The sequence below is a fragment of the Xanthomonas sp. NCPPB 4467 genome (assembly GCF_041475665.2).
Taxonomy (GTDB): domain Bacteria; phylum Pseudomonadota; class Gammaproteobacteria; order Xanthomonadales; family Xanthomonadaceae; genus Xanthomonas; species Xanthomonas dyei.
Genome location: NZ_CM191260.1, coordinates 3,231,943 through 3,256,059, shown reverse-complemented (window position 1 = coordinate 3,256,059; position 24,117 = coordinate 3,231,943). Strand labels below are relative to the sequence as shown.

At 62.9% G+C, this 24,117-nt stretch carries 18 protein-coding genes and 1 tRNA gene; 17 read left to right on the top strand and 2 right to left on the bottom strand.

Features of this window, described 5'->3' with window-relative positions:
- Nucleotides 1–102 precede the first annotated feature (102 nt).
- Nucleotides 103–2,184, bottom strand: a complete 2,082-nt coding sequence (locus ACCQ06_RS14305; RefSeq protein ID WP_316686593.1) for a glycoside hydrolase family 97 protein — start codon at nucleotides 2,182–2,184, stop codon at nucleotides 103–105.
- Between the two features lie 241 nt (nucleotides 2,185–2,425).
- On the opposite strand from ACCQ06_RS14305, the gene ACCQ06_RS14300 reads away from it, so the two are divergent.
- Genes ACCQ06_RS14300 through ACCQ06_RS14290 form a run of 3 tightly spaced genes read left to right on the top strand, consistent with a single transcriptional unit; the run spans nucleotide 2,426 to nucleotide 7,760 of the window.
- Nucleotides 2,426–4,612 carry a glucosidase family protein gene (locus ACCQ06_RS14300; RefSeq protein WP_316686592.1) on the top strand — a complete coding sequence of 729 codons (2,187 nt, stop codon included), beginning with the start codon at nucleotides 2,426–2,428 and terminating at the stop codon, nucleotides 4,610–4,612.
- Complete coding sequence (locus ACCQ06_RS14295) at nucleotides 4,609–6,087, top strand: MFS transporter (protein ID WP_316686591.1); 1,479 nt, start codon at nucleotides 4,609–4,611, stop codon at nucleotides 6,085–6,087. Before ACCQ06_RS14300 ends, ACCQ06_RS14295 begins: the two co-directional genes overlap by 4 nt.
- Nucleotides 6,087–7,760: an alpha-amylase family glycosyl hydrolase gene (locus tag ACCQ06_RS14290; RefSeq protein ID WP_170068667.1), complete on the top strand. Its 1,674-nt coding sequence runs from the start codon at nucleotides 6,087–6,089 to the stop codon at nucleotides 7,758–7,760. The genes ACCQ06_RS14295 and ACCQ06_RS14290 overlap by 1 nt, the downstream gene beginning before the upstream one ends.
- A 227-nt stretch (nucleotides 7,761–7,987) precedes the next feature.
- Here ACCQ06_RS14290 and ACCQ06_RS14285 read toward each other — a convergent pair whose 3' ends face one another.
- Nucleotides 7,988–9,112, bottom strand: a complete 1,125-nt coding sequence (locus ACCQ06_RS14285) for a LacI family DNA-binding transcriptional regulator (RefSeq protein ID WP_055851496.1) — start codon at nucleotides 9,110–9,112, stop codon at nucleotides 7,988–7,990.
- Nucleotides 9,113–9,438: 326 nt separating this feature from the next.
- Here ACCQ06_RS14285 and thrS point away from each other — a divergent pair, with 326 nt between their 5' ends.
- From thrS to ACCQ06_RS14215, 14 genes are all read left to right on the top strand, one after another.
- On the top strand, nucleotides 9,439–11,343 hold the full coding sequence (gene thrS, locus ACCQ06_RS14280) for a threonine--tRNA ligase (protein ID WP_316686590.1): 1,905 nt from the start codon (nucleotides 9,439–9,441) through the stop codon (nucleotides 11,341–11,343).
- 48 nt (nucleotides 11,344–11,391) lie between these two features.
- A complete protein-coding gene (infC, locus tag ACCQ06_RS14275; protein ID WP_070690874.1) occupies nucleotides 11,392–11,934 on the top strand; it encodes a translation initiation factor IF-3 in 543 nt (180 codons plus the stop codon).
- A gap of 239 nt (nucleotides 11,935–12,173) precedes the next feature.
- Nucleotides 12,174–12,371, top strand: coding sequence for a 50S ribosomal protein L35 (gene rpmI / locus ACCQ06_RS14270; protein ID WP_002811096.1), 198 nt, complete (start codon nucleotides 12,174–12,176; stop codon nucleotides 12,369–12,371).
- Between the two features lie 10 nt (nucleotides 12,372–12,381).
- On the top strand, nucleotides 12,382–12,741 hold the full coding sequence (gene rplT, locus ACCQ06_RS14265; protein WP_016903313.1) for a 50S ribosomal protein L20: 360 nt from the start codon (nucleotides 12,382–12,384) through the stop codon (nucleotides 12,739–12,741).
- 253 nt (nucleotides 12,742–12,994) lie between these two features.
- Nucleotides 12,995–13,990: a phenylalanine--tRNA ligase subunit alpha gene (pheS, locus tag ACCQ06_RS14260; protein WP_104616398.1), complete on the top strand. Its 996-nt coding sequence runs from the start codon at nucleotides 12,995–12,997 to the stop codon at nucleotides 13,988–13,990.
- Between the two features lie 126 nt (nucleotides 13,991–14,116).
- On the top strand, nucleotides 14,117–16,495 hold the full coding sequence (pheT, locus tag ACCQ06_RS14255) for a phenylalanine--tRNA ligase subunit beta (protein ID WP_316686589.1): 2,379 nt from the start codon (nucleotides 14,117–14,119) through the stop codon (nucleotides 16,493–16,495).
- Between the two features lie 21 nt (nucleotides 16,496–16,516).
- Nucleotides 16,517–16,816 (top strand): integration host factor subunit alpha, encoded by a 300-nt coding sequence (locus tag ACCQ06_RS14250; RefSeq protein WP_002811076.1) that lies wholly within the window; start codon nucleotides 16,517–16,519, stop codon nucleotides 16,814–16,816.
- Nucleotides 16,797–17,153 (top strand): MerR family transcriptional regulator, encoded by a 357-nt coding sequence (locus ACCQ06_RS14245; protein WP_005995911.1) that lies wholly within the window; start codon nucleotides 16,797–16,799, stop codon nucleotides 17,151–17,153. The genes ACCQ06_RS14250 and ACCQ06_RS14245 overlap by 20 nt, the downstream gene beginning before the upstream one ends.
- 61 nt (nucleotides 17,154–17,214) lie before the next feature.
- Nucleotides 17,215–17,291 (top strand) — tRNA-Pro (locus ACCQ06_RS14240).
- A gap of 471 nt (nucleotides 17,292–17,762) precedes the next feature.
- Nucleotides 17,763–18,461 (top strand): polysaccharide biosynthesis/export family protein, encoded by a 699-nt coding sequence (locus ACCQ06_RS14235; protein WP_170068665.1) that lies wholly within the window; start codon nucleotides 17,763–17,765, stop codon nucleotides 18,459–18,461.
- Nucleotides 18,443–19,882 carry a GumC family protein gene (locus ACCQ06_RS14230; RefSeq protein ID WP_104616396.1) on the top strand — a complete coding sequence of 480 codons (1,440 nt, stop codon included), beginning with the start codon at nucleotides 18,443–18,445 and terminating at the stop codon, nucleotides 19,880–19,882. Before ACCQ06_RS14235 ends, ACCQ06_RS14230 begins: the two co-directional genes overlap by 19 nt.
- A 244-nt stretch (nucleotides 19,883–20,126) precedes the next feature.
- Nucleotides 20,127–21,581 carry an undecaprenyl-phosphate glucose phosphotransferase gene (locus tag ACCQ06_RS14225; protein ID WP_104616395.1) on the top strand — a complete coding sequence of 485 codons (1,455 nt, stop codon included), beginning with the start codon at nucleotides 20,127–20,129 and terminating at the stop codon, nucleotides 21,579–21,581.
- A 94-nt stretch (nucleotides 21,582–21,675) separates the two neighbouring features.
- Nucleotides 21,676–22,965 carry a polysaccharide biosynthesis protein GumE gene (locus ACCQ06_RS14220; RefSeq protein ID WP_170068664.1) on the top strand — a complete coding sequence of 430 codons (1,290 nt, stop codon included), beginning with the start codon at nucleotides 21,676–21,678 and terminating at the stop codon, nucleotides 22,963–22,965.
- A complete protein-coding gene (locus tag ACCQ06_RS14215) occupies nucleotides 22,962–24,050 on the top strand; it encodes an acyltransferase family protein (protein ID WP_316686551.1) in 1,089 nt (362 codons plus the stop codon). Before ACCQ06_RS14220 ends, ACCQ06_RS14215 begins: the two co-directional genes overlap by 4 nt.
- The last annotated feature ends 67 nt before the right edge of the window (nucleotides 24,051–24,117 follow it).

Below are 24,117 nucleotides of genomic sequence, written 5' to 3'. Positions count from 1 at the left end.
CAGATCACGCATGGGCGCGATGCACGACCTGCGGCGATGAGGCGCGGTGGTGAGATGCACTCACTGGCGTCGGCGGCACCGCAGCGTGCTGCGATGCATCACTCAATGCTTGCCATCCATCGGGACGAAGCGGATCGCCTGTCCGCCACCGGGTGCCAGGCGCAGTTCGAGGGTGTCGCTGCTGCCCACCTGGCGCTCCTCGCGCACGAAGGCGAACGGGTTGCTCAGGTAATCGGCGCCGTCGCCATCGCGATAGATCTGCGCGGTGTAGCGCACGCCGGGTTCGAGAAAACCCAGCGGCACCTGCAGCAGGCGGCCGTGTTCGTCGGTGATGCTGCCCAGGAACCATTCGCGGCTGTGCCGATCCTTGCGCGCGATGGTCACGTAATCGCCCACTTCGCCATTCAATGCGCGGGTCTGTTCCCAGTCCACTGCCACGTCTTCGATGAAGCGGAACGCGTCGCGATGCTGCAGATAATGCTCGGGCAGATCGGCGGCCATCTGGATCGGGCTATACAGCGTCACATACAGCGCGAGCTGCCGCGCCAACGTGCTGGGAATGGCCTGGCCGTTGCGACCCTTCAGGCTGACGATGCCTGGCGTGTAATCCATCGGCCCGGCGAGCAGGCGCGTAAACACCAGGTTGACCTCGTGTTCCGGCGGATTGGGTGGCTGGCCCCAGGCGTTGTATTCCATGCCGCGCGCGCCTTCGCGCGAGATCCAGTTGGGATAGGTGCGGCGCAGCCCGGTGTCCTTGATCGGTTCGTGCGCATTGACTGCGATATGCCGCTCGGCCGCCTCGCGCACCACGCGCAGATGATGGCGCGCCATCCATTGGCCATCGTGCCACTCGCGCAACGGTGCACCGCCCGCAGGGTTGCGTCGCTCCACCTGGCCGTCGTCGCAGACATAGCCGGTCTTCACCGAGTCCACGCCGAAGCGTGCGTACAGGTCCATCGCCTCGGCGATCTGGTCTTCGTAATGGTCCACTGCGCATCCCGTTTCATGATGGCCGATCAAATGCACGCCTTTGGCTGCGGCGTACGTGCTCAGTGCGGGCAGGTCGAAATCCGGCGTGGATGTTGTGAAATCGAAGCGACCGCCGTTGCCGAACCATTCGCCGTCCCAGCCCGGGTTCCAGCCTTCGACCAGCACCCCGCGAAATCCATGCGCGGCGGCAAAGTCGATATAGCGCTTGGTCGTGGCAGTGGTGGCCGCATGTTTGGGCCCGGTGGCCCAGGTCTGTTGGTTGAGATGCATCGACCACCACACACCGACATATTTGGACGGCTTGACCCAGTCCACCGCGCCCAGCGCATTGGGTTCGTTGAGGTTGAGGATCAGGTTGGATTCCACCAGGCCGGTGGCCTGATCGGCGATCTGCAGCGTGCGCCACGGCGTATCGAACGGCAGGCTGCGGCGCACCTTCCAGCCTTCGGCGGCCGGCGACAACTGCGCGCGCAGGCGCTGGTCGTCGGTACGGCGTAGCCACATGCCGGCGTAGTCCACCAACGCCGCTTCGTGCAGCGCAATGTGCAGCCCGCTGTCGGTACGCAGCGTCAGTGGCGTATGCGCCAGTGCGACCTGATTCAACGGCGTGCGCCGATACAGATACTCGTAGTGGATCGGCTCGCCTGCGGGAATCCACCATGCTTCAGCCGGTTGTGCGATGGCGAACTCAGTGACTTCCTCGTCGATGATCGCTTCACGCAATCCGGCTTGCTGCGGGAAGTGGTAGCGAAATCCCACGCCGTCGTCGTAGACGCGAAAGATCACTTCGAAGCTGCGTTGCGCACCATTGCGTTCGCTCAGGCTGACGCGTAGTTCGTTGTAATGATTGCGCACCAGGCGTGTTTCGCCCCAGGGTTGCTCCCAGGTGTCGTCATGGCTCTGGCGTGATTGCGAACGCACCACCAGCCCGCGGTCCAGGCGGCCGTCGCGCAAGGTAAAGCCCAGCCGTGAGCGCTGTATGACCGGCTGTCCCAGCCGCTGCACACGGTAGTACGGCGTGCCGCCATCCAGGTCCAGACTCACTTGCAAGACCTTGCCGGGCGACGCCACATCGATGGTGGTGACCTCGGCGTGCGCCATTGCGGTAAGACTGCCGAGGCAGGTCAGAACCAGCAGCCGCGCGATCCAGGCAGCGCCCAGTGTCGAGCGTGCTCGACGTGAAAACAGCGGCATATCCCCTCCCAAGGCGACCGTTGCAGAAGCGGCGACTATGCAGCGGCACACCGCACAAGCGCCGTGCTGTGCGCTCGTTGCCGCCATGAATACGTATGCAGTGATGCGTCAGGGCAGGGTGCGCGTCTACCATGGCGTACGGCACCTGGGAGGGTCCGCGACCGTGGCACGCCTGTGCCGCGCACCACAACGCGTGCAACGAGGGAGGAAGGCCGACGGCACCAGCCGTCTCGCCGCTTCGATGCTGAAGATGATCTGCATGGCTGCAACGCTCGGCGTTGCGGCAAGCTCGCCGGTATTGGCCGACGAGTTGGAATTTCAGGGGCGCCGCGCCGAAGCGCAGGCGCTTGACGATGGAAGCTTTGTGTTGCGCTGGCCGCAGGGCGAGCGCCGCATTGCTGCGCAGCCGATGCGCACGTACACCGCCAGCCCGATGTTCGACGCCTTGTTTGCGTTGGCGCAGCAGGAGATGGCCGACGACCGTGTCGATGCGATCCGCGATCCGGCCTTCAACGCCGGCAAGCCGGTGCCCTGTGAATGCTTCGAGACCGGCGAGCGCTGGCCATACGTGTGGACGCGCGATGTCAGTTTCGCCGCCGATCTGGCATTGGCGCGGCTGGAACCGGAGCGCACCCGCAATGCATTGCGCTTCAAGCTGTCGGCCGCACGCGATGGGAAGACCCCTGGCGTGTTCGTGGCGCAGGACACCGGCTCCGGTGGCAGCTGGCCGATCAGCAGCGACCGCGTGGTGTGGTTTCTGGCCGCGCGTGGATTGCTGGACGATGCACAGTTTGCTGAAGAGGTCTGGCAGGCGCTGCAGGCGACGATCGCGCAGGATCGCGACGCGGTATTCGATGCGCAGATCGGCCTCTACCGTGGCGAAACCTCGTTTCTGGATTGGCGCGAGCAAACCTATCCGGGCTGGACGCGGGAGAACGTGGCCTTCATCGCCGAGTCGTTTGCGCTATCGACCAACGTGTTGCATTACCAGGCGCTGCGCCTGGCCGAGCAGCTGGCACGCCAGCATGGCGACGCACGCGCTGCCGACTACGCACAGTGGGCCGATGCATTGCGTCAGACCATCGATGCACGCTTCTGGGATGCAGGCAGCAGCCAGTATGTGAGTTATCTCGGCACGGCGGCGCATCCGGTGCGCTATGCCAAGGTCGATCTGCTGGGCGTCTCGTTGGGCGTGCTGGCCGATGTGTTCCCCGCAGAGCGCGCACGCACCGCGCTGCGCAACTATCCGGTGGTTGCCGGAGGCAGCCCGGTGGTGTGGCCGCAGGAAGCGGCGCAGCCGATCTATCACAATCGCGCCATCTGGCCATTCGTCAGTGCCTACGCCTTGCGCGCCGCACGTGTGCTGGACGATGCGCCGCGCATTGCCTTGGAGCTGCAATCGCTGATGCGCGGTAGCGCGCTGGCCGGCTCCAACATGGAAAACTACGAGATGCAGAGCCTGGCCGTGCATGTGGAAGATGGCGTGCGCAGTGGCCCGGTGGTGAATTCGCCGCGTCAGCTGTGGTCGGTTGCCGGCTATCTTTCTGCGGTGCTGGACGGCGTGTTCGGTGTGTCTGCCGATGGCAGCGTCACCCCGAAATTGCCGCGCAGCCTGCTGCCGCTGCTGTTCGGCGACCGCGAGCGGATCGTGCTGGAGCAGGGCACACGTCGTTACGTGTTGTTGCGCCCGACAAACGAAGAAGGCGACTTGCTGGTGGCCGGCCGTGTCACCCAGCAGGGCCAGACCACGCAGGTGCAGTTGGTCGGTCGCAAGGCCGATCTGGCCGCACCGCCGCAGCCGGTGCAGGTATTTGCTCCGCAAACGCCAGCGATGCCGGTTGCGCAACGGCGGGGCAGCGGTCACCGCATCGCCATTCCCGCTGGCGCGACGCTATACATGGATGGCCTTGCGTTGGACGCCAGTGAACATTGGGATCTTGCCGATGACGGGGTGTTGCATGTGCTCAGCCTGACCCGTCGTGTGGCAGGTCTCGAATCGCTGCACAGTCCTTCGTTGACGCTTGGTCCGGCGCAGGAACTGCGCGGCAGCCACGCCTGGGCATGGCTGCCGTCGCGTAGCGGCCCGCATCGCGTGTCGCTGCGCTATCGCAACGACAATGGCCCGATCAATACCGGCGTCACTGCCGCAGTGAAGCAGCTGGTGCTGGAATGCCCGGGGAAAGCTGCGCAATCGCATGTCATCGTGATGCCGCATAGCGTGGGCGAGCAGGTCTCCATGCAGGCGAGCTTCGATGTGGTAGCGGGGCAGGCCTGTGCGTTTCGGCTGGACGATGGTTTCAACATGAGCGCCCTGGCGCACTTTGCGCAGTACAACGGCGGCCGTGGTGGTCGCGATGGGGTGGTCAATACGGCGCAGATCAGCGCCTTGATCGTCGGGCCGGCAGCCATCATGGAGACAGCGCAATGACCGCCAAACCCCGCCTGAGCTTCTGGCAGATCTGGAACATGTGCTTCGGCTTTCTCGGCATCCAGTTCGGGTTCGCGCTGCAGAACGCCAATGCCAGCCGCATCTTCCAGACCCTGGGGGCGCAGGTCGACGATGTACCGGGATTGTGGATCGCTGCACCGCTCACCGGGCTGATCGTGCAGCCCATCATCGGCTATCTGTCCGATCGCACCTGGACGCCCTGGGGCCGTCGGCGCCCGTATTTCATGGTGGGCGCGGTGTTTACCACGCTGGCGCTGTTGGTGATGCCCAATGCGCCGGTGCTGTGGATTGCTGCCGGCACGCTGTGGGTGCTGGATGCATCGATCAATATCTCGATGGAGCCATTCCGCGCACTGGTGGGCGACCAGCTGCCAACCGCGCAGCGGCCCACCGGCTATGCGATGCAAAGCTTCTTCATCGGTGTTGGTGCGATCGTGGCGAGCTTTCTGCCGTGGCTACTCACGCGCTGGGGCGTTGCCAATACCGCACCGCCAGGGCAACTGCCCGACAGCGTGCGCTACGCGTTCTACCTGGGTGCGGTGGTGTTGTTCCTGTCGATCGCCTGGACCGTGCTGCGTACCCGCGAATACAGCCCCGCGCAGCTGGCGAGCTTCGACGATGCGCATCCGCCTGTCGCAACGCAAGCGGGTAGCGGTGCGCTGCCGTCGCAGGCATCAAGCGCGGCGTGGTGCATTGCTGGTGTTTTGCTAGCTGCGGCCATCGCCTGGCAGCACGGCGATCGCATGCTGTATGTGCTGGCCGGCCTGTGCATCGCCTACGGCGCGCTGCTTGCGTTGACGCGTGTACTGCGGGGCACCAGCATGCTGGTCGTCATCGTGCAGGACTTGCGCAGCATGCCGATGACCATGCGACGCCTGGCCTGGGTGCAGTTTTTCTCGTGGTTTGCGCTGTTTGCGATGTGGATCTATACCACCGCAGCGGTGACGCAGGTGCACTTCGGCGCGACTGATACGGGTTCGGCAGCCTATAACGATGGTGCGAACTGGGTGGGTGTGCTGTTCGGCGCCTACAACGGATTTGCAGCGCTGGCAGCGTTGATCATTCCTTTGCTGGTGCGTGCGATTGGCCTGCGCTGGAGCCACCTGTGCAACCTGTGGCTGGGTGCTGCGGGCTTGCTGTCGATGTTGGTGATTCGTGACCCGCAGTGGTTGCTGCTGTCCATGCTGGGCGTCGGTTTTGCCTGGGCATCGATTCTGTCGCTGCCGTACGCCTTGCTGTCCGACAGCGTGCCCGCCGCCAAGATGGGCGTGTACATGGGCATCTTCAATTTCTTTATCGTGATTCCGCAGTTGGTCGCTGCCGGCGCGCTGGGCTTTGTGCTCCGCGTCTGGTTGGGCGGCCAGCCAATCTATGCGTTGGCCATTGGCGGGCTCAGCCTGTTGATTGCGGGCGTATGCGTGGTGCGGGTCCCCATCGCCTCGGGAGGGCAGTGATGCGTAGTGCGATCTATCTGGCGTTGACGATGTATGCGGGCGTGGCGCTCGCCGCGCCTGCTTCCAGGGAGTATTACGGCACCCTGGAGCCGTTCGCCGCCGATGCGGTGTATTTCGTGGTCACCGATCGCTTCGTCAACGGCGATACCGGCAACGATCAGCGCGAGCAGGGCGGTGCGCAGCGCACCTTCGATGTGCCCACACCGTGCGCCGATGGTAGCGACGACAACATCGGCTACCTGGGCGGCGATTTCAAAGGCATCGTCGAACAGGCCGACTACATTCGCGACCTGGGTTTCGGCGCGGTATGGATTACGCCGATCGTCGACAACCCGGACCAGGCATTTACCGGCGGCAAGCCGATCACCTGCGGCAGCACGCTCAGCGACCACGGCAAGACCGGCTATCACGGTTACTGGGGTGTCAACTTCTACACGCTGGACGAGCATCTCCCCAGCCCGGGACTGGACTTTGCCGGCTTCACCCGCGCCATGCACGCCAACAAGCTGAAGGTGGTGCTGGATATCGTGGGCAATCACGGCTCGCCGGCCTACACCATGCCGGTGGCGCAGCCGGGTTTCGGCAAGCTCTACGATGCGAGTGGTCGCTTGGTTGCCGATCACCAGAATCTGCCGCCGGCGCAGCTGGATCCGCAGCACAACCCATTGCACGCCTTCTACAATACCGGTGGCGGTCTGGCGGAATTGTCCGACCTCAACGAGAACAACCCGGCGGTGCTCGATTACCTGGCCGGCGCGTATCTGCAATGGATGGAGCAGGGTGCCGATGCGTTCCGTATCGACACCATCGGCTGGATGCCGGACCGCTTCTGGCATGCCTTCGTTGCGCGCATCCGCAAAAAACGGCCGGGATTTTTCATGTTTGGCGAGGCGTTCGATTACAACGCCGACAAGATTGCCGGCCACACCTGGGCACGCAACGCCGGTGTGAGCGTGCTGGATTTCCCGTTGAAGCAGCAGCTGTCGGCAGTCTTCGGCCACGCGCAAGAGGGTTTCGAACAGCTCGCCAAACCGTTGTTTCTGCGTCAGGGGCCGTATGCGAACCCGTACGAGCTGATGAGCTTCTACGACAACCACGACATGGCGCGGCTGGATGCCAGCGACACCGGCTTTATCGATGCGCACAACTGGCTGTTCACCGCGCGCGGCATCCCGGTGATCTATTACGGCTCGGAAATCGGCTTCATGCGTGGGCGGGCGGAGCATGCGGGCAATCGCAATTACTTCGGCGTCGAGCGCATCCAGGCCGCACCGCAAAGCCCGATCTTCGGCCCGCTGAAACAGATCGCCCGCGTGCGCCGTGAGACCCCAGCGCTGCAGCGCGGCGTGCAGGTCGACGTGTTGCTGCGCGGCAATCAGGCGGCCTTCTTTCGTGTCTATCAGCATGCCGGAACCAGCCAGACCGCCCTGGTGTTGCTCAACAAGGGCGATGCGGCTGCAAACATCGCGGTCAGCCGCTTCCTGCAGCCGGGCACGTGGCGTGATGCGATGAGTGGCGAAACGCTAGAGGTGCAAGGTCAGCTGGCGATGCAGGTGCCGGCGCACGGTGTGCGCGTCCTGCTCTCGGATGCACCGGTCACCGACCCAGGATTGCGCAAGCAACTCGATGCCCAGATGGCCGATCAAGCCATCCGCGATGCCCGCAATCGGTAGGAGCGCACCGGGGCGCGATGGGGCTTTGTCGGTAACGCTTCGTCGCGCCCGGGTGCGCTCCTACGAGGCATCAATGGTCTGCGGTCACTATCGCAGCCCGTCGTGCATGCTCTAACGATTCCCGATTCCCGATTCCCGATTCCCGATTCCCGATTCCCGATTCCCGATTCCCAAATTCCAAATTCCAAATTCCAAATTCCAAATCCCAAATCCCAAATCCCAAATCCTCAACGCGTCCCAGGCACATCAGCGGCTCGCCCACGCCCGCCATCGCCGGTTTCCGCCGCCGCGGCCGGCGACCAGCCCAGCGGTGGCTGCAACCCGCTGCTGCGCGAAGAATCGCGTAATGCCAGCCGCACCGGGATCGTGCGGCTCTGCGCCGCTTCGCCACGGATCAGCGCGACCAGGCTTTCCACCAACAACGCGCCGGCCTGCTTGGTGTCCTGTTGCACGGTAGACAGGGCCGGCGCAACCGATGCGGCCAACGCGATATCGTCGAAGCCGCTGATCGCCACGTCCTGCGGCACGCGCAGGCCGCGTTCGCGCAACGCGCGCATCGCACCGATCGCAATCAGGTCGCTGGCCGCACACACCGCATCGAACGCCTTGCCGCTCTCTAGTAGCGCCAGGCATGCCGCATGGCCCGACGATTCGGTGGTGATCGCATCGAACTGCAGCGCGGCATCGGCGACCAGATCCTGCTGCGCCAGCGCCGCGACGTGGCCCCGGTAGCGCTCTTCGAATTCGGGGTAGTGATTGGACGCGTGGCCAAGAAACGCAATGCGTCGGCACCCCTGCGCCAACAGGTGCTCGGTGATGTCCAGCCCGCCCTGATAATTGTCGCTGCCGATGGAAATGCCAGGCTGGCCCGGCAATGCCGCGCCCCAGCGCACGAAGTGCGTGCCTTGCTCCACCAGCAACTGCAGCCGCTGGCGCGATTCCTGATAATCGCCATAGCCCAGCAAAATAATGCCGTCGGCCTTGTTGCTGTCTTCGTAATCGGCTTGCCAGTCCTTTGAAAGCTGCTGGAAGGACACCAGCAGGTCGTAGCCCTGCAGCGCACAGGCGCGCGTGATCGAGCCCAGCATCGAGTGGAAGAACGGGTTGATCAGCGAATCGTCGGCGGTGGGGTCTTCGAAGAACAGCAGCGCCAGCGTGCCGGCGTTGCGCAGCCGTAGCGAGGAAGCGTTCTTGTCGACCTTGTAGTTCAGCTCATGCGCGATACGCAGAATCCGCTTGCGCGTTTCCTCGTTGACCATCGGGCTGCCGCGCAACGCGCGCGAGACGGTCGGCTGCGACACACCGGCCAGGTAGGCGATATCCAGCGAGGTGGCTTTACCCTTGATGGTCATGGTCGGCAACGGACAGGACAAGTGGCCGGCATCATGCCACGCGCCCGGCGGCGGCGTGCCGCACTGCCCAGTGGCCGCCTGATTGGTTTACCATTCACGTCCAAGACCCCTTGCGAGAAGGTGGCCCGCGCTCCGCGCCGGCCCAGCGTGCGACATGAGCACTATCACCGCCCACCGTTGATCCGGACCGGCCCCAGCGCAGCCAGCGCTCGCGTGCCGTTGTCTTGCGCAGCACGTCTCGTACGTTCTTTCCGAGCCTGTCCAGCAGTGGGCAGATCTCTCATGGCAGCTCACCGCTGCATCCAGCCCAGACCTCATTCTTGCCCATGATCAATATCACGCTCCCTGACGGCAGCCGCCGCGAATTCGAATCCCCCGTCTCGGTGATGCAGGTCGCCCAGTCGATCGGCGCCGGGCTGGCCAAGGCCACCATCGCCGGCCAGGTGGACGGCCAGCTGGTCGATGCCAGCGACGTCATCGACCATGACGCCAGCCTGCGCATCATCACCGCCAAGGACGCCGAAGGCGTGGAGATCATCCGCCACTCGTGCGCGCATCTGGTCGGGCATGCGGTCAAGCAGCTATACCCGGACGTCAAGATGGTGATCGGCCCGGTCATCGCCGAAGGCTTCTACTACGACATCTACAGCGAGCGCCCGTTCACGCCGGACGACATGGCGGCGATCGAGCAGCGCATGCAGGAGCTGATCGCGCAGGATTACGAGGTGATCAAGAAGGTTACCCCGCGCGCGGAAGTGATCGAGGTGTTCGCCCAGCGCGGCGAGGAGTACAAGCTGCGCCTGATCGAGGACATGTCCGACGACATCACCGCAATGGGTCTGTACTACCACCAGGAATACGTGGACATGTGCCGCGGCCCGCATGTGCCCAATACGCGCTTCCTCAAGGCGTTCAAGCTGACCCGCATTTCCGGCGCCTACTGGCGCGGCGATGCCAAGAACGAGCAGTTGCAGCGCATCTACGGCACCGCCTGGGCCGACAAGAAGCAGCTCGATGCCTACATCCTGCGCATGGAAGAAGCCGATAAGCGCGACCATCGCCGCATCGGCAAGGCGCAGGACTTGTTCCATCTGCAGGAAGAGGCCCCCGGCCTGGTGTTCTGGCACCCCAAGGGCTGGTCGCTGTGGCAGGTGGTCGAGCAGTACATGCGCAAGGTCTACCGCGACAGCGGCTACGGCGAAGTGCGTTGCCCGCAGATCCTGGACGTGTCGCTATGGCAGAAATCCGGCCACTGGGACAACTACCAGGACGCGATGTTCTTCACCGAGTCGGAGAAGCGCACCTACGCGGTCAAGCCGATGAACTGCCCCGGCCACGTGCAGGTATTCAACCAGGGCCTGCACAGCTACCGCGACCTGCCGATCCGTTACGGCGAATTCGGCGCCTGCCACCGCAACGAGCCCTCCGGCGCGCTGCACGGCATCCTGCGCGTGCGCGGCTTCACCCAGGACGACGGCCACGTGTTCTGCCTGGAATCGCAGATCGAAGCCGAAGTCACCGCCTTCCATCAGCAGGCACTGGCGGTCTACACCGCGTTCGGCTTCGACGACATCGAGATCAAGATCGCGTTGCGCCCGGAAAAGCGCCTGGGCGACGACATCACCTGGGACAAGGCCGAAGCCGCGCTACGCAGCGCGCTGGGCGTGTGCGGAGTGGAGTGGCAGGAGCTGCCGGGCGAGGGCGCCTTCTACGGCCCCAAGATCGAATATCACCTCAAGGACGCCATCGGCCGCACCTGGCAGCTGGGCACGATGCAGGTCGATTTCATGATGCCGGGCCGCCTCGGCGCCGAGTACGTGGACGAAAACAGCCAGAAGAAGCACCCGGTGATGCTGCACCGGGCCATCGTCGGTTCGATGGAGCGTTTCATCGGTATTTTGATCGAGCATCACGCCGGCGCTTTCCCGTCCTGGCTCGCCCCGGTCCAGGTCGTTGTCGCCAATATCACCGACGCTCAGGCCGAATATGTGGACTCGGTTCGGAAAACCCTTGCAAATCAAGGCTTCCGTGTCAACGCCGATTTGCGTAATGAGAAGATCGGTTATAAGATTCGCGAGCATACGCTGCAACGCGTGCCGTACCTGCTCGTCGTCGGTGACCGCGAGAAGGAAAATGGCGCAGTCGCCGTGCGGACGCGTTCGGGGGAGGACCTCGGGACCATGACGGTCTCTGCCTTCATCGAACGCCTGCAGGCAGAGCAGGCAGCGTGAGCCAACCCCGGCCGGTCTGGATGATCCGGATGCGCCGGTTCGATTCCCCTGGGAGATTGCAATATCAGTACCCCTGACAACAAACAGAACCGCAAGAACCAAGAAATCCGTGTGCCGCGCGTCCGCGTGATCGGCAGTGACGGTGAGATGGTCGGCGTGTTGTCGCGCGACGAAGCGCTCGCCAAGGCCGAGGAAGAAGGCCTGGATCTGGTGGAAATCCAGCCGCAGGCCGATCCGCCGGTCTGCAAGATCATGGATTTCGGCAAGTTCAAGTTCGAGCAGCAGAAAAAGGCCAACGAGGCCAAGAAGAAGACCAAGCAGGTCGAGATCAAGGAACTCAAGTTTCGTCCGGTCACGGACGAGGGCGACTACCAGATCAAGCTGCGCAACATGCGTCGCTTCCTGGAAGAGGGCGACAAGGTCAAGGTCAACATCCGCTTCCGTGGCCGTGAAATGAGCCACCAGGAACTGGGTCGCGAGATGGCGGCACGCATCGAGGCCGACCTGGGCGAAGACATCGTCATCGAGTCCCGTCCGCGCCTGGAAGGGCGTCAGATGGTCATGATGATCGCGCCGAAGAAGAAGATCTGATTCCGCGCCGCGACGGGCCCCGACGGGGTTCGTCAGGGCGGCGAATCCGTCGATTTGCAAGAATTCCCGGCAACGGGTAGACTGCGCGGCCCGGTTTTGCCGGGAGCCGCGCAAGCGGCACAGGACCTGTCCGGATCGTGTTCGATCAAGGACTTACAAGCAGGCAAGGGCAAGGATGGAAAGCGTGGTCGCAAGACTGCCGCCCGTGTCAGTGACAAAACACCATCAAGGACATTGCAATGCCCAAGATCAAGACCAACCGGGCGGCGGCCAAGCGTTTCCGCAAGACCGCCTCCGGCAAGTACAAGTGCGGCCACGCAAATCGTAGCCACATCCTCACGAAGAAAGCGACCAAGCGGAAGCGCAACCTGCGGCAGACGAATCACGTCCGTGCAGAAGATGCTGGCCGTCTTGACCGTATGCTTCCCTACCTCTGAGGACTGAACCATGGCACGAGTAAAGCGTGGTGTGCAGGCGCGCCGCCGCCACAAGAAAATTCTGACCCTCGCAAAGGGTTACTACAACGCTCGCCGCAAGGTGTTCCGTGTTGCCAAGCAGGCGGTCATCAAGGCACAGCAGTACGCCTATATTGGCCGTAAGCAGAAGAAGCGCGTATTCCGCTCGTTGTGGATCACCCGCATCAATGCGGCTGCCCGCATCAACGGCTTGAGCTACAGCCGTTTCATGAATGGCCTGCTCAAGGCTGGCATCACCCTGGACCGTAAGGTGCTGGCTGATATCGCCGTGCACGACGCCGCCGGCTTTGCCGCGCTGGCCGAGAAGGCAAAGGGCGCGCTGGCGGCATAAGTGCGAGTCCCTCGCGAGAGCCCGCACATCCATGTGCGGACTTTTGAAGGGTTAGGCCATCGCGACATCGGCACATGCGTGTGCAGATGCCGGTGAGGGAACGCAGATATGCAGGGGAAGGGCGCGAGTCCTTCCCCTTTTGCGTTTTGGGCTGCCGGCTTGGAGTGATGCAAGGGCTGGCAGCATATGAGTGGTCATGCATTCCGGTGCATCCGGAAACACCGTTCGGCTGAGCAGTTGAGGCGCGAGTGCAATGAGTGAGATTCAATCCCTGACCGAGCGCGCGCTGGCCGATGTCGCCGCCGCGCAGACGCCGGACCAACTGGAAGCGTTGCGGGTCGCCCTGCTGGGCAAGAGCGGCAGCGTCACCGCCCAGCTCAAGCAGCTCGGCACGCTGCCGCCCGAGCAGCGCAAGGCCGCAGGCGAGGCGATCAACCAGACCCGAGATACGCTGAGCGCAGCGTTGTCGGAGCGCAAGACGACCCTCGAAGCCTCAGCGCTGGATGCACGTCTTGCCGGCGAACGCATCGACGTCACCCTGCCAGGTCGCCGCAGCGAGCGCGGTGGCCTGCATCCGGTCACGCGCACGCTCGAGCGCATCGTCGAGATTTTTGCGCGGCTGGGGTACGAGTTGTCCGATGGTCCGGAAATCGAGGACGACTGGCACAACTTCGAAGCACTGAATTTTCCGCCGCATCATCCGGCGCGCGCGATGCACGACACGTTCTATTTCGGCGACGGTCGTCTGCTGCGCACGCATACCTCCGGCGTGCAGGTGCGCTACATGGATGCGCACAAACCACCGCTGCGCATGATTGCGGCCGGCAAGGTGTATCGCTCCGATTCGGATCAGACCCACTCGCCGATGTTCCATCAGGTTGAAGGCCTGCTGGTGGACGAGCATTCGAATTTTGCCGATCTCAAGGGCACGTTGTCCGAGTTCGTGCGTGCGTTCTTCGAGCGCGATTTCGAAATGCGTTTTCGCCCCAGCTATTTCCCGTTCGTGGAGCCGGGTGCGGAAGTGGACATTGCCTGGCAGCAGCCCGACGGCAGCACGCGTTGGCTGGAAGTACTGGGTTGCGGCATGGTGCACCCGAATGTGTTGCGCAGCGTCGGCATCGACCCGGAGCGCTACACCGGCTTTGCGTTCGGTCTGGGCGTGGAGCGTTTTGCGATGCTGCGCTACGGCGTCAACGACCTGCGCGCGTTCTTCGAAAACGACGTGCGCTTTCTCAGACAGTTTGCTTGACGGCCGGGAATCGGGAGTTGGGAATGGGGAATCGCACAAGCCGCAAGCTCCGCGAGTCCCGTTCCGAAGTCCCGACTTCCCCGCTTTTGCGATTCCCAATTCTCCATTCACGATTCTCGGCCCCTCATGAAATTCTCTGAAAATTGGCTGCGTAGCCACGTTCCGATCCAGGCCTCGCGCGAGGAACTGGCCGCCACGCTGACGGCGATCGGTCTGGAAGTCGAAGACGTCACGCCGTTGGGTGAGGCGCTTGGCCAAGTGGTGGTGGCGCGTATCGTCGAGGCCGTGCGGCATCCGGAAGCCGATCGCCTGCAGGTGTGCAGTGTCGATGCGGGGCAGGGCGAATTGCTGCAGATCGTGTGTGGTGCGCCCAACGCGCGTGTCGGTCTGGTGGCGCCGCTGGCGCTGGTCGGCGCGCAGATCGGCGAGTTGACCATCAAGGCTGCGAAGCTGCGCGGCGTACCGTCCAACGGTATGTTGTGCTCGGCCAAGGAGCTGGGCCTGGATAGCGATGCGTCCGGCCTGTTCGAGTTGCCGGACGATGCGCCGGTGGGTCAAGCCCTTGCGGAGTATCTGGGCCTGCCGGATGCCAGCATCGAAATCAAGCTCACCCCCAATCGCGCCGACTGTTTCAGCGTGCGCGGCATCGCCTTCGACGTGGCTGCAGCGTGCGCCAGCGAAGTGGTGGCGTTCGATGCAGGTGCCGTGGCGCCGGTGTCCACGCGGACTCTGGCGGTCGAGCTGCAGGCAGGCAAGGAAGCGCCGCGCTATTGCGGGCGGGTGATCGAAGGCATCGACCCGCTGGCGAAGACGCCGGTGTGGCTGGCCGAGCGTCTGCGTCGCAGCGGCGTGCGCCCGGTGTCGCTGCTGGTGGATATCACCCAGTACGTGATGCTGGAGCTGGGCCAGCCGATGCATGCCTTCGATCTGGATACCTTGCAGGGGCCGATCGGTGTGCGTCGTTCGCATAGTGGCGAGCAGCTGGCGCTGCTGGATGGGCGTCAGGTCACGCTGGACGACAGCTTCCTGACCATCACCGATGCCGGCCGCCCCGTGGCGCTGGCCGGATTGATGGGCGGGCTTGACACGCGCGTCACCGACAAAACGCACAACGTATTCCTGGAGTCGGCGTATTTCGATCCGGCGGCGATCATGGGGCGTGGTCGCAAGTTCGGCCTGCATACCGATGCGGGCCATCGCTTCGAGCGAGGCGTGGATCCGGCGCTGCCGCCGCAGGCGATCGAGGTAGCCACGCGCCTGGTGCTGGAACTGGCTGGCGGTACGCCGGGCCCGGTGGTGCACGCGCAACTGCCGGAGCATCTGCCGCAGCCCGCGCGCATTCTGCTGCGTCGCGCACGCATCGCGCGAGTGCTCGGCATCCACATCGACGACGCCGATGTCGTGCGCATTTTGAGTGCGCTCGGCATGCAGCTCGATGCGGTTTCCGAAGGCTGGCAGGTCGTTGCGCCGAGCCGTCGGTTCGATATCGCCATCGAAGAAGACCTGATCGAAGAGTTGGCTCGCATCCACGGTTACGACCGGGTGCCGACCACGCTGCCGGGCGGTGCCAGCCGGATCGCGATGCCCAGCGAAACCCAGCTGGACGAGCTGACGGTGCGCCGTCAGCTGGTGGCGCGTGAGTTGCAGGAAACCATCAATTACGCCTTCGTCGATGCCGCCTTGCTGGAGCGCTGGCAGTTGACCGACGGCCTGGTGTCGCTGGCCAATCCGCTCAGTGCCGAGCTGGCCATCATGCGTCCGCGCTTGTTGCCGGGCCTGGTCGCGACGCTGGGCCGCAACGCCGCCCGTCAGGCTGGGCGGGTGCGTCTGTTTGAGCTGGGCAAGGTGTTTGCGGCTGCATCGCAGGCGGGCGCTGCGCCGCAGGAATCCCAGCATGTCGCCGCCGCAGTGTGTGGCGATGCGCTGGCGCTGCAGTGGGGCGAGCCCGCACGCAAGGTGGATTTTCATGATGTGAAGGGCGACCTGATGGCGCTGGCAGCGGCCAGCGGCGCGGCGCTGGAGTTTCAGCCCTCCGCCCAGCCGTTCGGGCATCCTGGTCGGTCGGCCGATATCTATCGCGATGGCGTGTGCATCGGCTGGATCGGCCAGGTGCATCCGCGCCTGACCAAGGCGCTGGAGATCGACGTCGATGTCATCGCGTTCGAACTGCAGCTGGCGCCACTGGTGCAGCGGGCGCTGCCGCGTGCTGGCGAGCTGTCGCGGTTCCCGTCGGTGCGCCGCGATCTGGCCTTTCTGGTGCCGGAGGCGGTGAGCTGGGCGGCGTTGTCGGCCAGCGTGCAGACCACGGTCGGCCCGTTGCTGCGCGAAGTGCAGCTGTTCGACCGGTACGTCGGGCAGGGGGTCGAGCCAGGTTTCAAGAGTCTGGCTATGGGCTTGATTTTGCAGGATAACTCGCGCACTCTCACCGACCGGGACGTGGATGCGGTCGTTACCGATGTGGTGGCCGTGATTGAGCGCGAGCACCGCGCCCGGATCCGGAGTTGAGGCGGTAACCAGGGGATTGGCATGGCATTGACGAAAGCGGAGATGGCCGAACGTCTGTTCGACGAGGTCGGTCTGAACAAGCGCGAGGCAAAGGAATTTGTCGACGCGTTTTTCGATGTGCTGCGCGATGCGCTGGAGCAGGGTCGTCAGGTGAAGTTGTCGGGTTTCGGCAACTTCGATTTGCGGCGCAAGAACCAACGGCCCGGTCGCAATCCCAAGACCGGTGAGGAAATTCCGATCTCGGCCCGGACGGTGGTGACCTTCCGCCCTGGCCAAAAGCTCAAGGAACGGGTGGAGGCTTATGCTGGATCCGGGCAGTAATCGCGAGCTACCGCCGATTCCGGCCAAGCGCTATTTCACCATCGGTGAGGTCAGCGAGCTGTGCGACGTCAAGCCGCATGTGTTGCGGTATTGGGAAACGGAATTTCCGAGCCTGGAGCCGGTCAAGCGACGCGGCAACCGCCGTTACTACCAGCGCCACGATGTGCTGATGGTCCGGCAGATCCGCGGCCTGCTGTACGAGCAGGGCTACACCATCGGTGGGGCGCGTCTGCGGCTGGAGGGCGATGGCGCCAAAAGCGAGTCGGCGCTGAGCAACCAGATCATCAAGCAGGTGCGTATGGAGCTGGAAGAAGTCCTGCAGCTGCTTCGCCGCTAGGAAAACGGTTCGCAAAGCCGCTATAATCGCAGGCCGTCCTCGCGACGGGATGCAGCATCTTCGGGGTATAGCGCAGCCTGGTAGCGCACTAGTCTGGGGGACTAGTGGTCGTCGGTTCAAATCCGGCTACCCCGACCAAACATCAAGCCCATGTCAGTCCGACATGGGCTTTTTTGTTGCGACGCAACATTGCATTTTTGTGTCCTGGCAGCGTTCGCTCGATACGTAGATCGGCATATCGCAGTGCAGCATGAACCGAATGCTAGCGCCCGGTTTTTGCGCTCCTGCTCGCTCTGGACTTGGGTCACGGAACGGTGCTAAGTGTCGGGAAACGCTCTAAATCATTAGTTTCAGATTAGAACGTGGATCACGTTTTTTTAACGCGGCAACGACGAACTTGAATCAATAGGCCAACGCCGTCAAAAAAATGGCGTGCCGCGTCTTGCGATGCGATCGTTCTGTGCCATAGTGCAGTGCAACACGTCATACCTGTCGTGATCCCGATGTTCCTGGGATGAATTTCTCTGTCGTACGTTCGTGCTGGCGTGTTGGCCGGTTGAATGCTGCGCGAGCTCCTGTCCCACCCAACCGAGGCAGCCAGCCACACGCATGAAGAAACTGATCGGACGATTTTGCCAAGGCCTCAGCCTGGCGTTGATCTGCTCGATGGCCCTGGGTGCTTGCAGCACCGGGAAGGAGATGGCGTCGTCATTGCCGCTTCCCGATCCGCTGGCAATGTCCGCGGTGCAGCCCGAGTATCGACTCTCCCCAGGCGACCTGTTGCTGGTCAAGGTGTTTCAGGTCGACGATCTGGAACGGCAGGTCCGCATCGATCAGAACGGCCACATTTCGCTACCGCTGATCGGCGACGTCAACGCCGCCGGCATGGGTGTCGGCGAGCTGGAAAAGATGGTCGCCGATCGCTACCGCGGCGGCTACCTGCAGGATCCGCAGGTGTCGGTGTTCGTGCAGGAATCCAATGGCCGTCGCGTGACCGTGACCGGCGCTGTGACCGAGCCCGGCATCTACCCGGTGATCGGCGCCAATCTGACGCTGCAACAGGCCGTTGCGCAGGCCAAGGGCGTCAGCACGGTGGCAAGCCGCGGGAATGTCATCGTGTTCCGCATGGTCAACGGGCAGAAAATGATCGCGCGCTTCGACCTGACCGAGATCGAGAAGGGTGCCAATCCTGATCCTGAGATCTACGGCGGCGACATCGTCGTGGTGTATCGCTCGGATGCGCGCGTCTGGTTGCGCACCATGCTGGAACTGACCCCCTTAGTGATGGTGTGGCGCGCTTACCGATGAGTATGAATTCCGACAATCGTTCCTCGCCGTCGCAGCGTCATGGGCACCTCGAACTGGCCGACGTCAGCTTGCTCGACTACTGGCGTGCCCTGGTGTCGCAGCGCTGGCTGATCATCATGATCACGATCGCCGCCGTGCTGTTGGCGCTGGTGATCACCTTCCTGATGCCGGAAAAGTATCGCGCCACCAGTACGCTGCAGATCGAGCGCGATTCGCTCAACGTGGTGAATGTCGACAACCTGATGCCGGTCGAGTCGCCGCAGGATCGCGACTTCTACCAGACCCAGTACCAGCTGCTGCAGAGCCGTTCGCTGGCACGCGCGGTGATTCGCGAGGCCAAGCTCGATCAGGAGCCGGCGTTCAAGCAGCAGGTCGAAGAAGCGCTGGAAAAAGCTTCTGCCAAGAATCCCGAAGCAGGCAAGTCGGTGGATTCGCGTCAGGCCATCATCGAGCGCAGCCTGACCGACACCTTGCTGGCAGGTCTGGTGGTCGAGCCGATCCTCAATTCCCGCCTGGTCTACGTCAATTACGATTCGCCGGACCCGGTGCTTGCGGCCAAGATCGCCAACACCTATCCGAAGGTGTTCATCGTGAGCACGCAAGAGCGCCGCATGAAGGCGTCTTCGTTCGCGACCAAGTTCCTGGCCGAGCGTCTGGAGCAGTTGCGCGACAAGGTGGAGGACTCGGAAAAGACGCTGGTTGCGTACTCGACCGACGAGCAGATCGTCTCGGTGGGCGACGACAAGCCGTCGTTGCCGGCGCAGAACCTGACCGACCTCAACGCGTTGCTGGCGTCGGCGCAGGATGCGCGCATCAAGGCCGAGGCCGCCTGGCGTCAGGCCGCTACCGGCGATCCCATGTCGTTGCCGCAGGTGTTGAGCAGCCCGCTGATTCAGACCTTGCGCGGCGAGCAGGTGCGTCTGACCAGCGAATATCAGCAGAAGCTGTCGACCTTCAAGCCGGATTACCCGGAAATGCAGCGCCTGAAGGCGCAGATCGAAGAGTCGCGCCGGCAGATCAATGGTGAGGTCGTCAACGTCCGTCAATCGCTCAAGGCGACCTACGACGCGTCGGTGCATCAGGAGCAATTGCTCAACGAACGCATCGCCGGTCTGCGCACCAACGAACTGGACCTGCAGAGCCGCAGCATCCGCTACAACATGCTCAAGCGCGACGTCGACACCAACCGTCAGCTCTACGATGCGCTCTTGCAGCGCTACAAGGAAATCGGTGTGGCGAGCAATGTCGGCGCCAACAACGTGACCATCGTCGACACTGCAGATGTGCCTACGTCGAAGACTTCGCCGAAACTGAAATTGAACCTCGCTTTAGGCTTCATCTTTGGCGTATTCCTTGGGTTGGCTGTGGCGCTTGTGCGTTACTTCCTGCGGGGCACTGGGCCGGAAACACGATTGCACTGACATCGTGATGTTGCAAAACAGTGGTTAATTAAAGTGACAACCGATTCAGCGTAGAAAAAGTGGGATCCCGTATGTTTCGGGCTCCCTCGTTTTGAAAGTTTGTCTCTGTTGAAACAAAGGGCTGTCGAGCGATCTGGGGTCGGTAGGTATTACCGCGGTGATCGCTCGACGGAGATGATTAAAAGCTCGCGTGCGATTCGTATGTTCCCCCGCATGCGCCGTATCGAGTTTGGAGGACATCCCCATGCTTTTGGCAGACTTGAGTAGCGCGACGTACACGACATCCTCGCCGCGATTGTTATCCAAGTACTCGGCGGCAGCCGACTTGGTACTGCGCGTGTTCGACCTGACCATGGTGGTCGTCTCGGGCCTGATCGCATACCGCATCGTGTTCGGTTCCTGGGTGCCTGCGGCGCCGTATCGTGTCGCAATCGCCACCACGCTGTTGTATTCGGTGATCTGTTTTGCGCTGTTCCCGCTGTATCGCAGCTGGCGCGGTCGCGGGCTGTTGAGCGAGTTGATGGTGCTGGGTGGTGCCTTCGGCGGCGTGTTTGCGTTGTTTGCGGTGCATGCGCTGATCGTGCAGGTCGGAGAGCAGGTCTCGCGCGGCTGGATCGGCCTGTGGTTCGTCGGCGGCCTGGCTTCGCTGGTGGCGGCACGCACCTTGCTGCGCGGCTTCCTGAACCACCTGCGTGCGCAGGGCGTGGACGTCCAGCGCGTGGTGGTGGTCGGCCTGCGTCACCCGGTGATGAAGATCAATCACTACCTGAGCCGCAATCCGTGGGTCGGCATGAATCTGGTCGGCTATTTCCGCACGCCGTACGACATCGCCGTGACCGAACAGCGCCAGTCGCTGCCGTGCCTGGGCGAGCCGGATGCGTTGATCGATTACCTGAAGGAAAATCAGGTCGAGCAGGTGTGGATTTCGCTGCCGCTGGGCGAGCGCGACCATATCAAGCAACTGCTGCAGCGTCTGGACCGTTACCCGATCAACGTGAAGCTGGTGCCCGACCTGTTCGACTTCGGTCTGTTGAACCAGTCCGGTGAGCAGATCGGCAATACGCCGGTGATCAACCTGCGTCAGGGCGGTGTGGATCGCGACAATTACTTCGTGGTTGCCAAGGCGCTGCAGGACAAGATCCTGGCTGTGATCGCGCTGATGGGTCTGTGGCCGCTGATGGCTGCGATTGCCGTGGGTGTCAAGATGAGCTCGCCGGGCCCGGTGTTCTTCCGCCAGCGTCGTCACGGCCTGGGCGGTCGCGAGTTCTACATGTTCAAGTTCCGCTCGATGCGCGTGCATGACGACCATGGCAGCACCATCCAGCAGGCCACCAAGAACGATACCCGCATCACCCGGTTCGGTGCGTTCCTGCGTCGCAGCAGCCTGGATGAGTTGCCGCAGATCTTCAATGTGCTGGCGGGCAGCATGTCGATCGTGGGCCCGCGCCCGCACGCCGCGCAGCACAACACGCACTACGAAAAGCTGATCAACCATTACATGCAGCGCCACTACGTCAAGCCGGGCATCACCGGTTGGGCGCAGGTCAATGGTTTCCGTGGCGAAACCCCGGAGCTGCGGACAATGAAGAAGCGTATCCAGTACGACCTGGACTACATCCGTCGTTGGTCGCTGTGGCTGGATATCCGCATCATCGTGCTGACGGCAGTACGCGTGTTCGGACAGAAGACCGCGTACTGATGATGGCGGGGAGCGTGCGACCTGGCGCGTCAGGCGTCGCGGGCGGCTGCAGTGCAGCCGCCCCTCTCAGGCAGGCATGTCTATGCTGATCCGAATGAGCGAGGAAACCCGCGTTCGCTGGCATAACCTGCTGATCGAACTGACGTTGCTGGTCGGCGTGGGCTACAACCTGGTGCTGGCACTGATCAATGCGAACGTGTTCGCCGTGCGCCCGGTGATCACCTACGCCGTCGAATTCATCGTCTACGCGGCCTGCTTCGTGCTGGGCCTGGGCTCGCTGAGCCGTCAGCGCATTGCATTGATCGTCAGTGGGCTTGGATTGATCGTCTTGCTGATGTTCGTGCGGTTCCTGGTGAACTGGCAGATCGATCCTAAATTCTTCCGCGATGCCCTGGTGGTGTTCGCCTTTGTGGTGCTGGGCTCTGCCTATACCGGGTCGGTGCCCAAGTTGTTCATCCGCATGACCATCATCGTCTCGCTGGTTGCCGCCTTCGAGCTGGCAATGCCAAGCGCCTATGGCGACCTGGTCAATCCAAAGAGCTTCTTCGTCAACGCGCGCGGCATGAGCGCCGAAGGGTTCTGGAACGAAGACAGCAATCTGTTCGTCAGCGCCACGCGGCCGGGCGAACGTAACTTCCTGCCAGGGTCCAATCTCCCGCGTGCCTCCTCGATGTTCATCGAGCCGGTGACGATGGGTAACTACATCTGCTTCTTTACCGCCATCGTGCTGGTGTTCTGGCGCTGGATGCGGCCGGCGGCGCTGGTCCTGTCGGTGGGCTTGATCGGTTTCATGATCGTCGCCTCGGATGGACGCTTGGCGGCGGGCACCTGCGTGCTGATGGTGTTGCTGACGCCACTTTTGAAACGCATGGATCAGCGCTTGGCGTTTTTGGTCTTCTTGCTGGTAATCATGAGTGCGTGGCTACTGGTGTGGATGACCGGAATCACGGCCTACCAGGACACCACCATGGGCCGAATATTCTTCACCGTTTACTCGATGAACAACCTGTCTTTCGAGTCATGGCTGGGGCTGGATTTTGCGCAGGCCTACCGTTATTTCGATAGCGGCATTTCGTACTTCATCGCGTCGCAGTCGATCGTCGGGGTGCTGGCATTCCTGTTGTCGTATTCGTTCCTGTTGCTGATGCCGAGCAAGGAAGGCCAGTTGTTCAAGAACCTGGCCATCTTCGCGTTTGCGCTGAGCCTGTTGGTGTCCAACGGCTACTTTTCGATCAAGACCTCGGCGTTGTGGTGGTTCGTGTGCGGCTGCCTGTGGCATATGCGCCCGACCTGGTCTGCGTCGGCCGTTTCCATTGCTTCGATCAAGGACGATCCAACGGTGGATGGCGCGCAGTTGCCATTGCCTGCGGGAGCGGGGCGATGAGCGCGGCGGCAGCAGAGCCGTCGTCGGTCGTCCCTGACGCGGGCGTGCGGATCGCAGCCGGCGGGAAAGCGCGCGATCCGCGGATCGATGCGGCCAAGGCAATCGCGATCTTGCTGGTGGTGTTCTGCCATGCCAAGGGCGTGCCGCATGCCATGACCTTGTTTGCATACAGCTTTCACGTCCCGCTGTTCTTTTTGGTGTCTGGCTGGTTGGCCGCCGGCTACGCGTCGCGTACCACCAGCATGGCGCAGACGATCACCAAGCAGGCGCGCAGTCTGCTGCTGCCGTATGTCACGTTCTATCTGCTGGGCTACGCATACTGGCTGCTGACCCGCAATATCGGCGAGAAGGCTGCGCGCTGGGGAAGTCACCCGTGGTGGGAGCCGATCGTGTCGCTGTTTACCGGGGTCGGTCCGGACCTGTATGTGCAGCCGCCGCTGTGGTTTTTGCCGGTGATGCTGGTCACTGTGGTGAGCTACGTATTGCTGCGCCGCTTGCTGCCGCCGTTGGCGATTGCGGCGGCGGGATTGGTGCTGGCGTGGGTCTGGATGAACTGGTTCCCGACGCAGGGAGTGAGGTTTTTTTTCGGGCTCGATGTGCTACCGGTGTCGTTGTGCTTCTACGCGCTGGGCGCGCTGTTGATTCACGTGTCGCCGCGTCTGCCGACCTCGTTGCCGGTCAGTGCGTTGGTGAGCGTTGCATTGGCACTTGCGGTGGCGTGGCTGGCGCAACGTAACGGACGTATCGACGTCAACATGCTCGGCTTCGGCCGAGACCATGCCGTGTTCCTGCTCAGTGCGGTGCTGGGGTCGTTGATGGTGATCTGTGCGGCGCGGCTGGTGCAGAGCTGGGGCTGGGTACAGTGGATCGGCCGCAATACCTTGCTGATCCTGTGCACGCATATGCTGGTGTTCTTCGTGCTGTCCGGCGTTGCCGCGGTGGCGGGTGGATTCGGTGCAGGGCGGCCGGGTCTGGGTTGGGCGGTCTTCGTGACCGTCTTCGCGCTGGCTGCCTGCGTGCCGATGCGCTGGCTGTTGATGCGTTTTGCCCCCTGGACCCTGGGTGCGCGCACGGTGGCGGCATGACCGGTGTCGCGACATGACGACTGCGCCTTATCCGCAGCAAGCAGGGCACGACAAGACCGTGGTAACC

What these genes read in the sequence shown, in the direction of transcription:
- ACCQ06_RS14305 (WP_316686593.1), bottom strand. Translation starts at nt 2,184, where the DNA reads ATGCCGCTGTTTTCACGTCGAGCACGCTCGACACTGGGCGCTGCCTGG.
- ACCQ06_RS14300 (WP_316686592.1), top strand. Translation starts at nt 2,426, where the DNA reads ATGCTGAAGATGATCTGCATGGCTGCAACGCTCGGCGTTGCGGCAAGC.
- ACCQ06_RS14295 (WP_316686591.1), top strand. Translation starts at nt 4,609, where the DNA reads ATGACCGCCAAACCCCGCCTGAGCTTCTGGCAGATCTGGAACATGTGC.
- ACCQ06_RS14290 (WP_170068667.1), top strand. Translation starts at nt 6,087, where the DNA reads ATGCGTAGTGCGATCTATCTGGCGTTGACGATGTATGCGGGCGTGGCG.
- ACCQ06_RS14285 (WP_055851496.1), bottom strand. Translation starts at nt 9,112, where the DNA reads ATGACCATCAAGGGTAAAGCCACCTCGCTGGATATCGCCTACCTGGCC.
- thrS (WP_316686590.1), top strand. Translation starts at nt 9,439, where the DNA reads ATGATCAATATCACGCTCCCTGACGGCAGCCGCCGCGAATTCGAATCC.
- rpmI (WP_002811096.1), top strand. Translation starts at nt 12,174, where the DNA reads ATGCCCAAGATCAAGACCAACCGGGCGGCGGCCAAGCGTTTCCGCAAG.
- rplT (WP_016903313.1), top strand. Translation starts at nt 12,382, where the DNA reads ATGGCACGAGTAAAGCGTGGTGTGCAGGCGCGCCGCCGCCACAAGAAA.
- pheS (WP_104616398.1), top strand. Translation starts at nt 12,995, where the DNA reads ATGAGTGAGATTCAATCCCTGACCGAGCGCGCGCTGGCCGATGTCGCC.
- pheT (WP_316686589.1), top strand. Translation starts at nt 14,117, where the DNA reads ATGAAATTCTCTGAAAATTGGCTGCGTAGCCACGTTCCGATCCAGGCC.
- ACCQ06_RS14250 (WP_002811076.1), top strand. Translation starts at nt 16,517, where the DNA reads ATGGCATTGACGAAAGCGGAGATGGCCGAACGTCTGTTCGACGAGGTC.
- ACCQ06_RS14245 (WP_005995911.1), top strand. Translation starts at nt 16,797, where the DNA reads ATGCTGGATCCGGGCAGTAATCGCGAGCTACCGCCGATTCCGGCCAAG.
- ACCQ06_RS14235 (WP_170068665.1), top strand. Translation starts at nt 17,763, where the DNA reads ATGAAGAAACTGATCGGACGATTTTGCCAAGGCCTCAGCCTGGCGTTG.
- ACCQ06_RS14225 (WP_104616395.1), top strand. Translation starts at nt 20,127, where the DNA reads ATGCTTTTGGCAGACTTGAGTAGCGCGACGTACACGACATCCTCGCCG.
- ACCQ06_RS14220 (WP_170068664.1), top strand. Translation starts at nt 21,676, where the DNA reads ATGAGCGAGGAAACCCGCGTTCGCTGGCATAACCTGCTGATCGAACTG.
- ACCQ06_RS14215 (WP_316686551.1), top strand. Translation starts at nt 22,962, where the DNA reads ATGAGCGCGGCGGCAGCAGAGCCGTCGTCGGTCGTCCCTGACGCGGGC.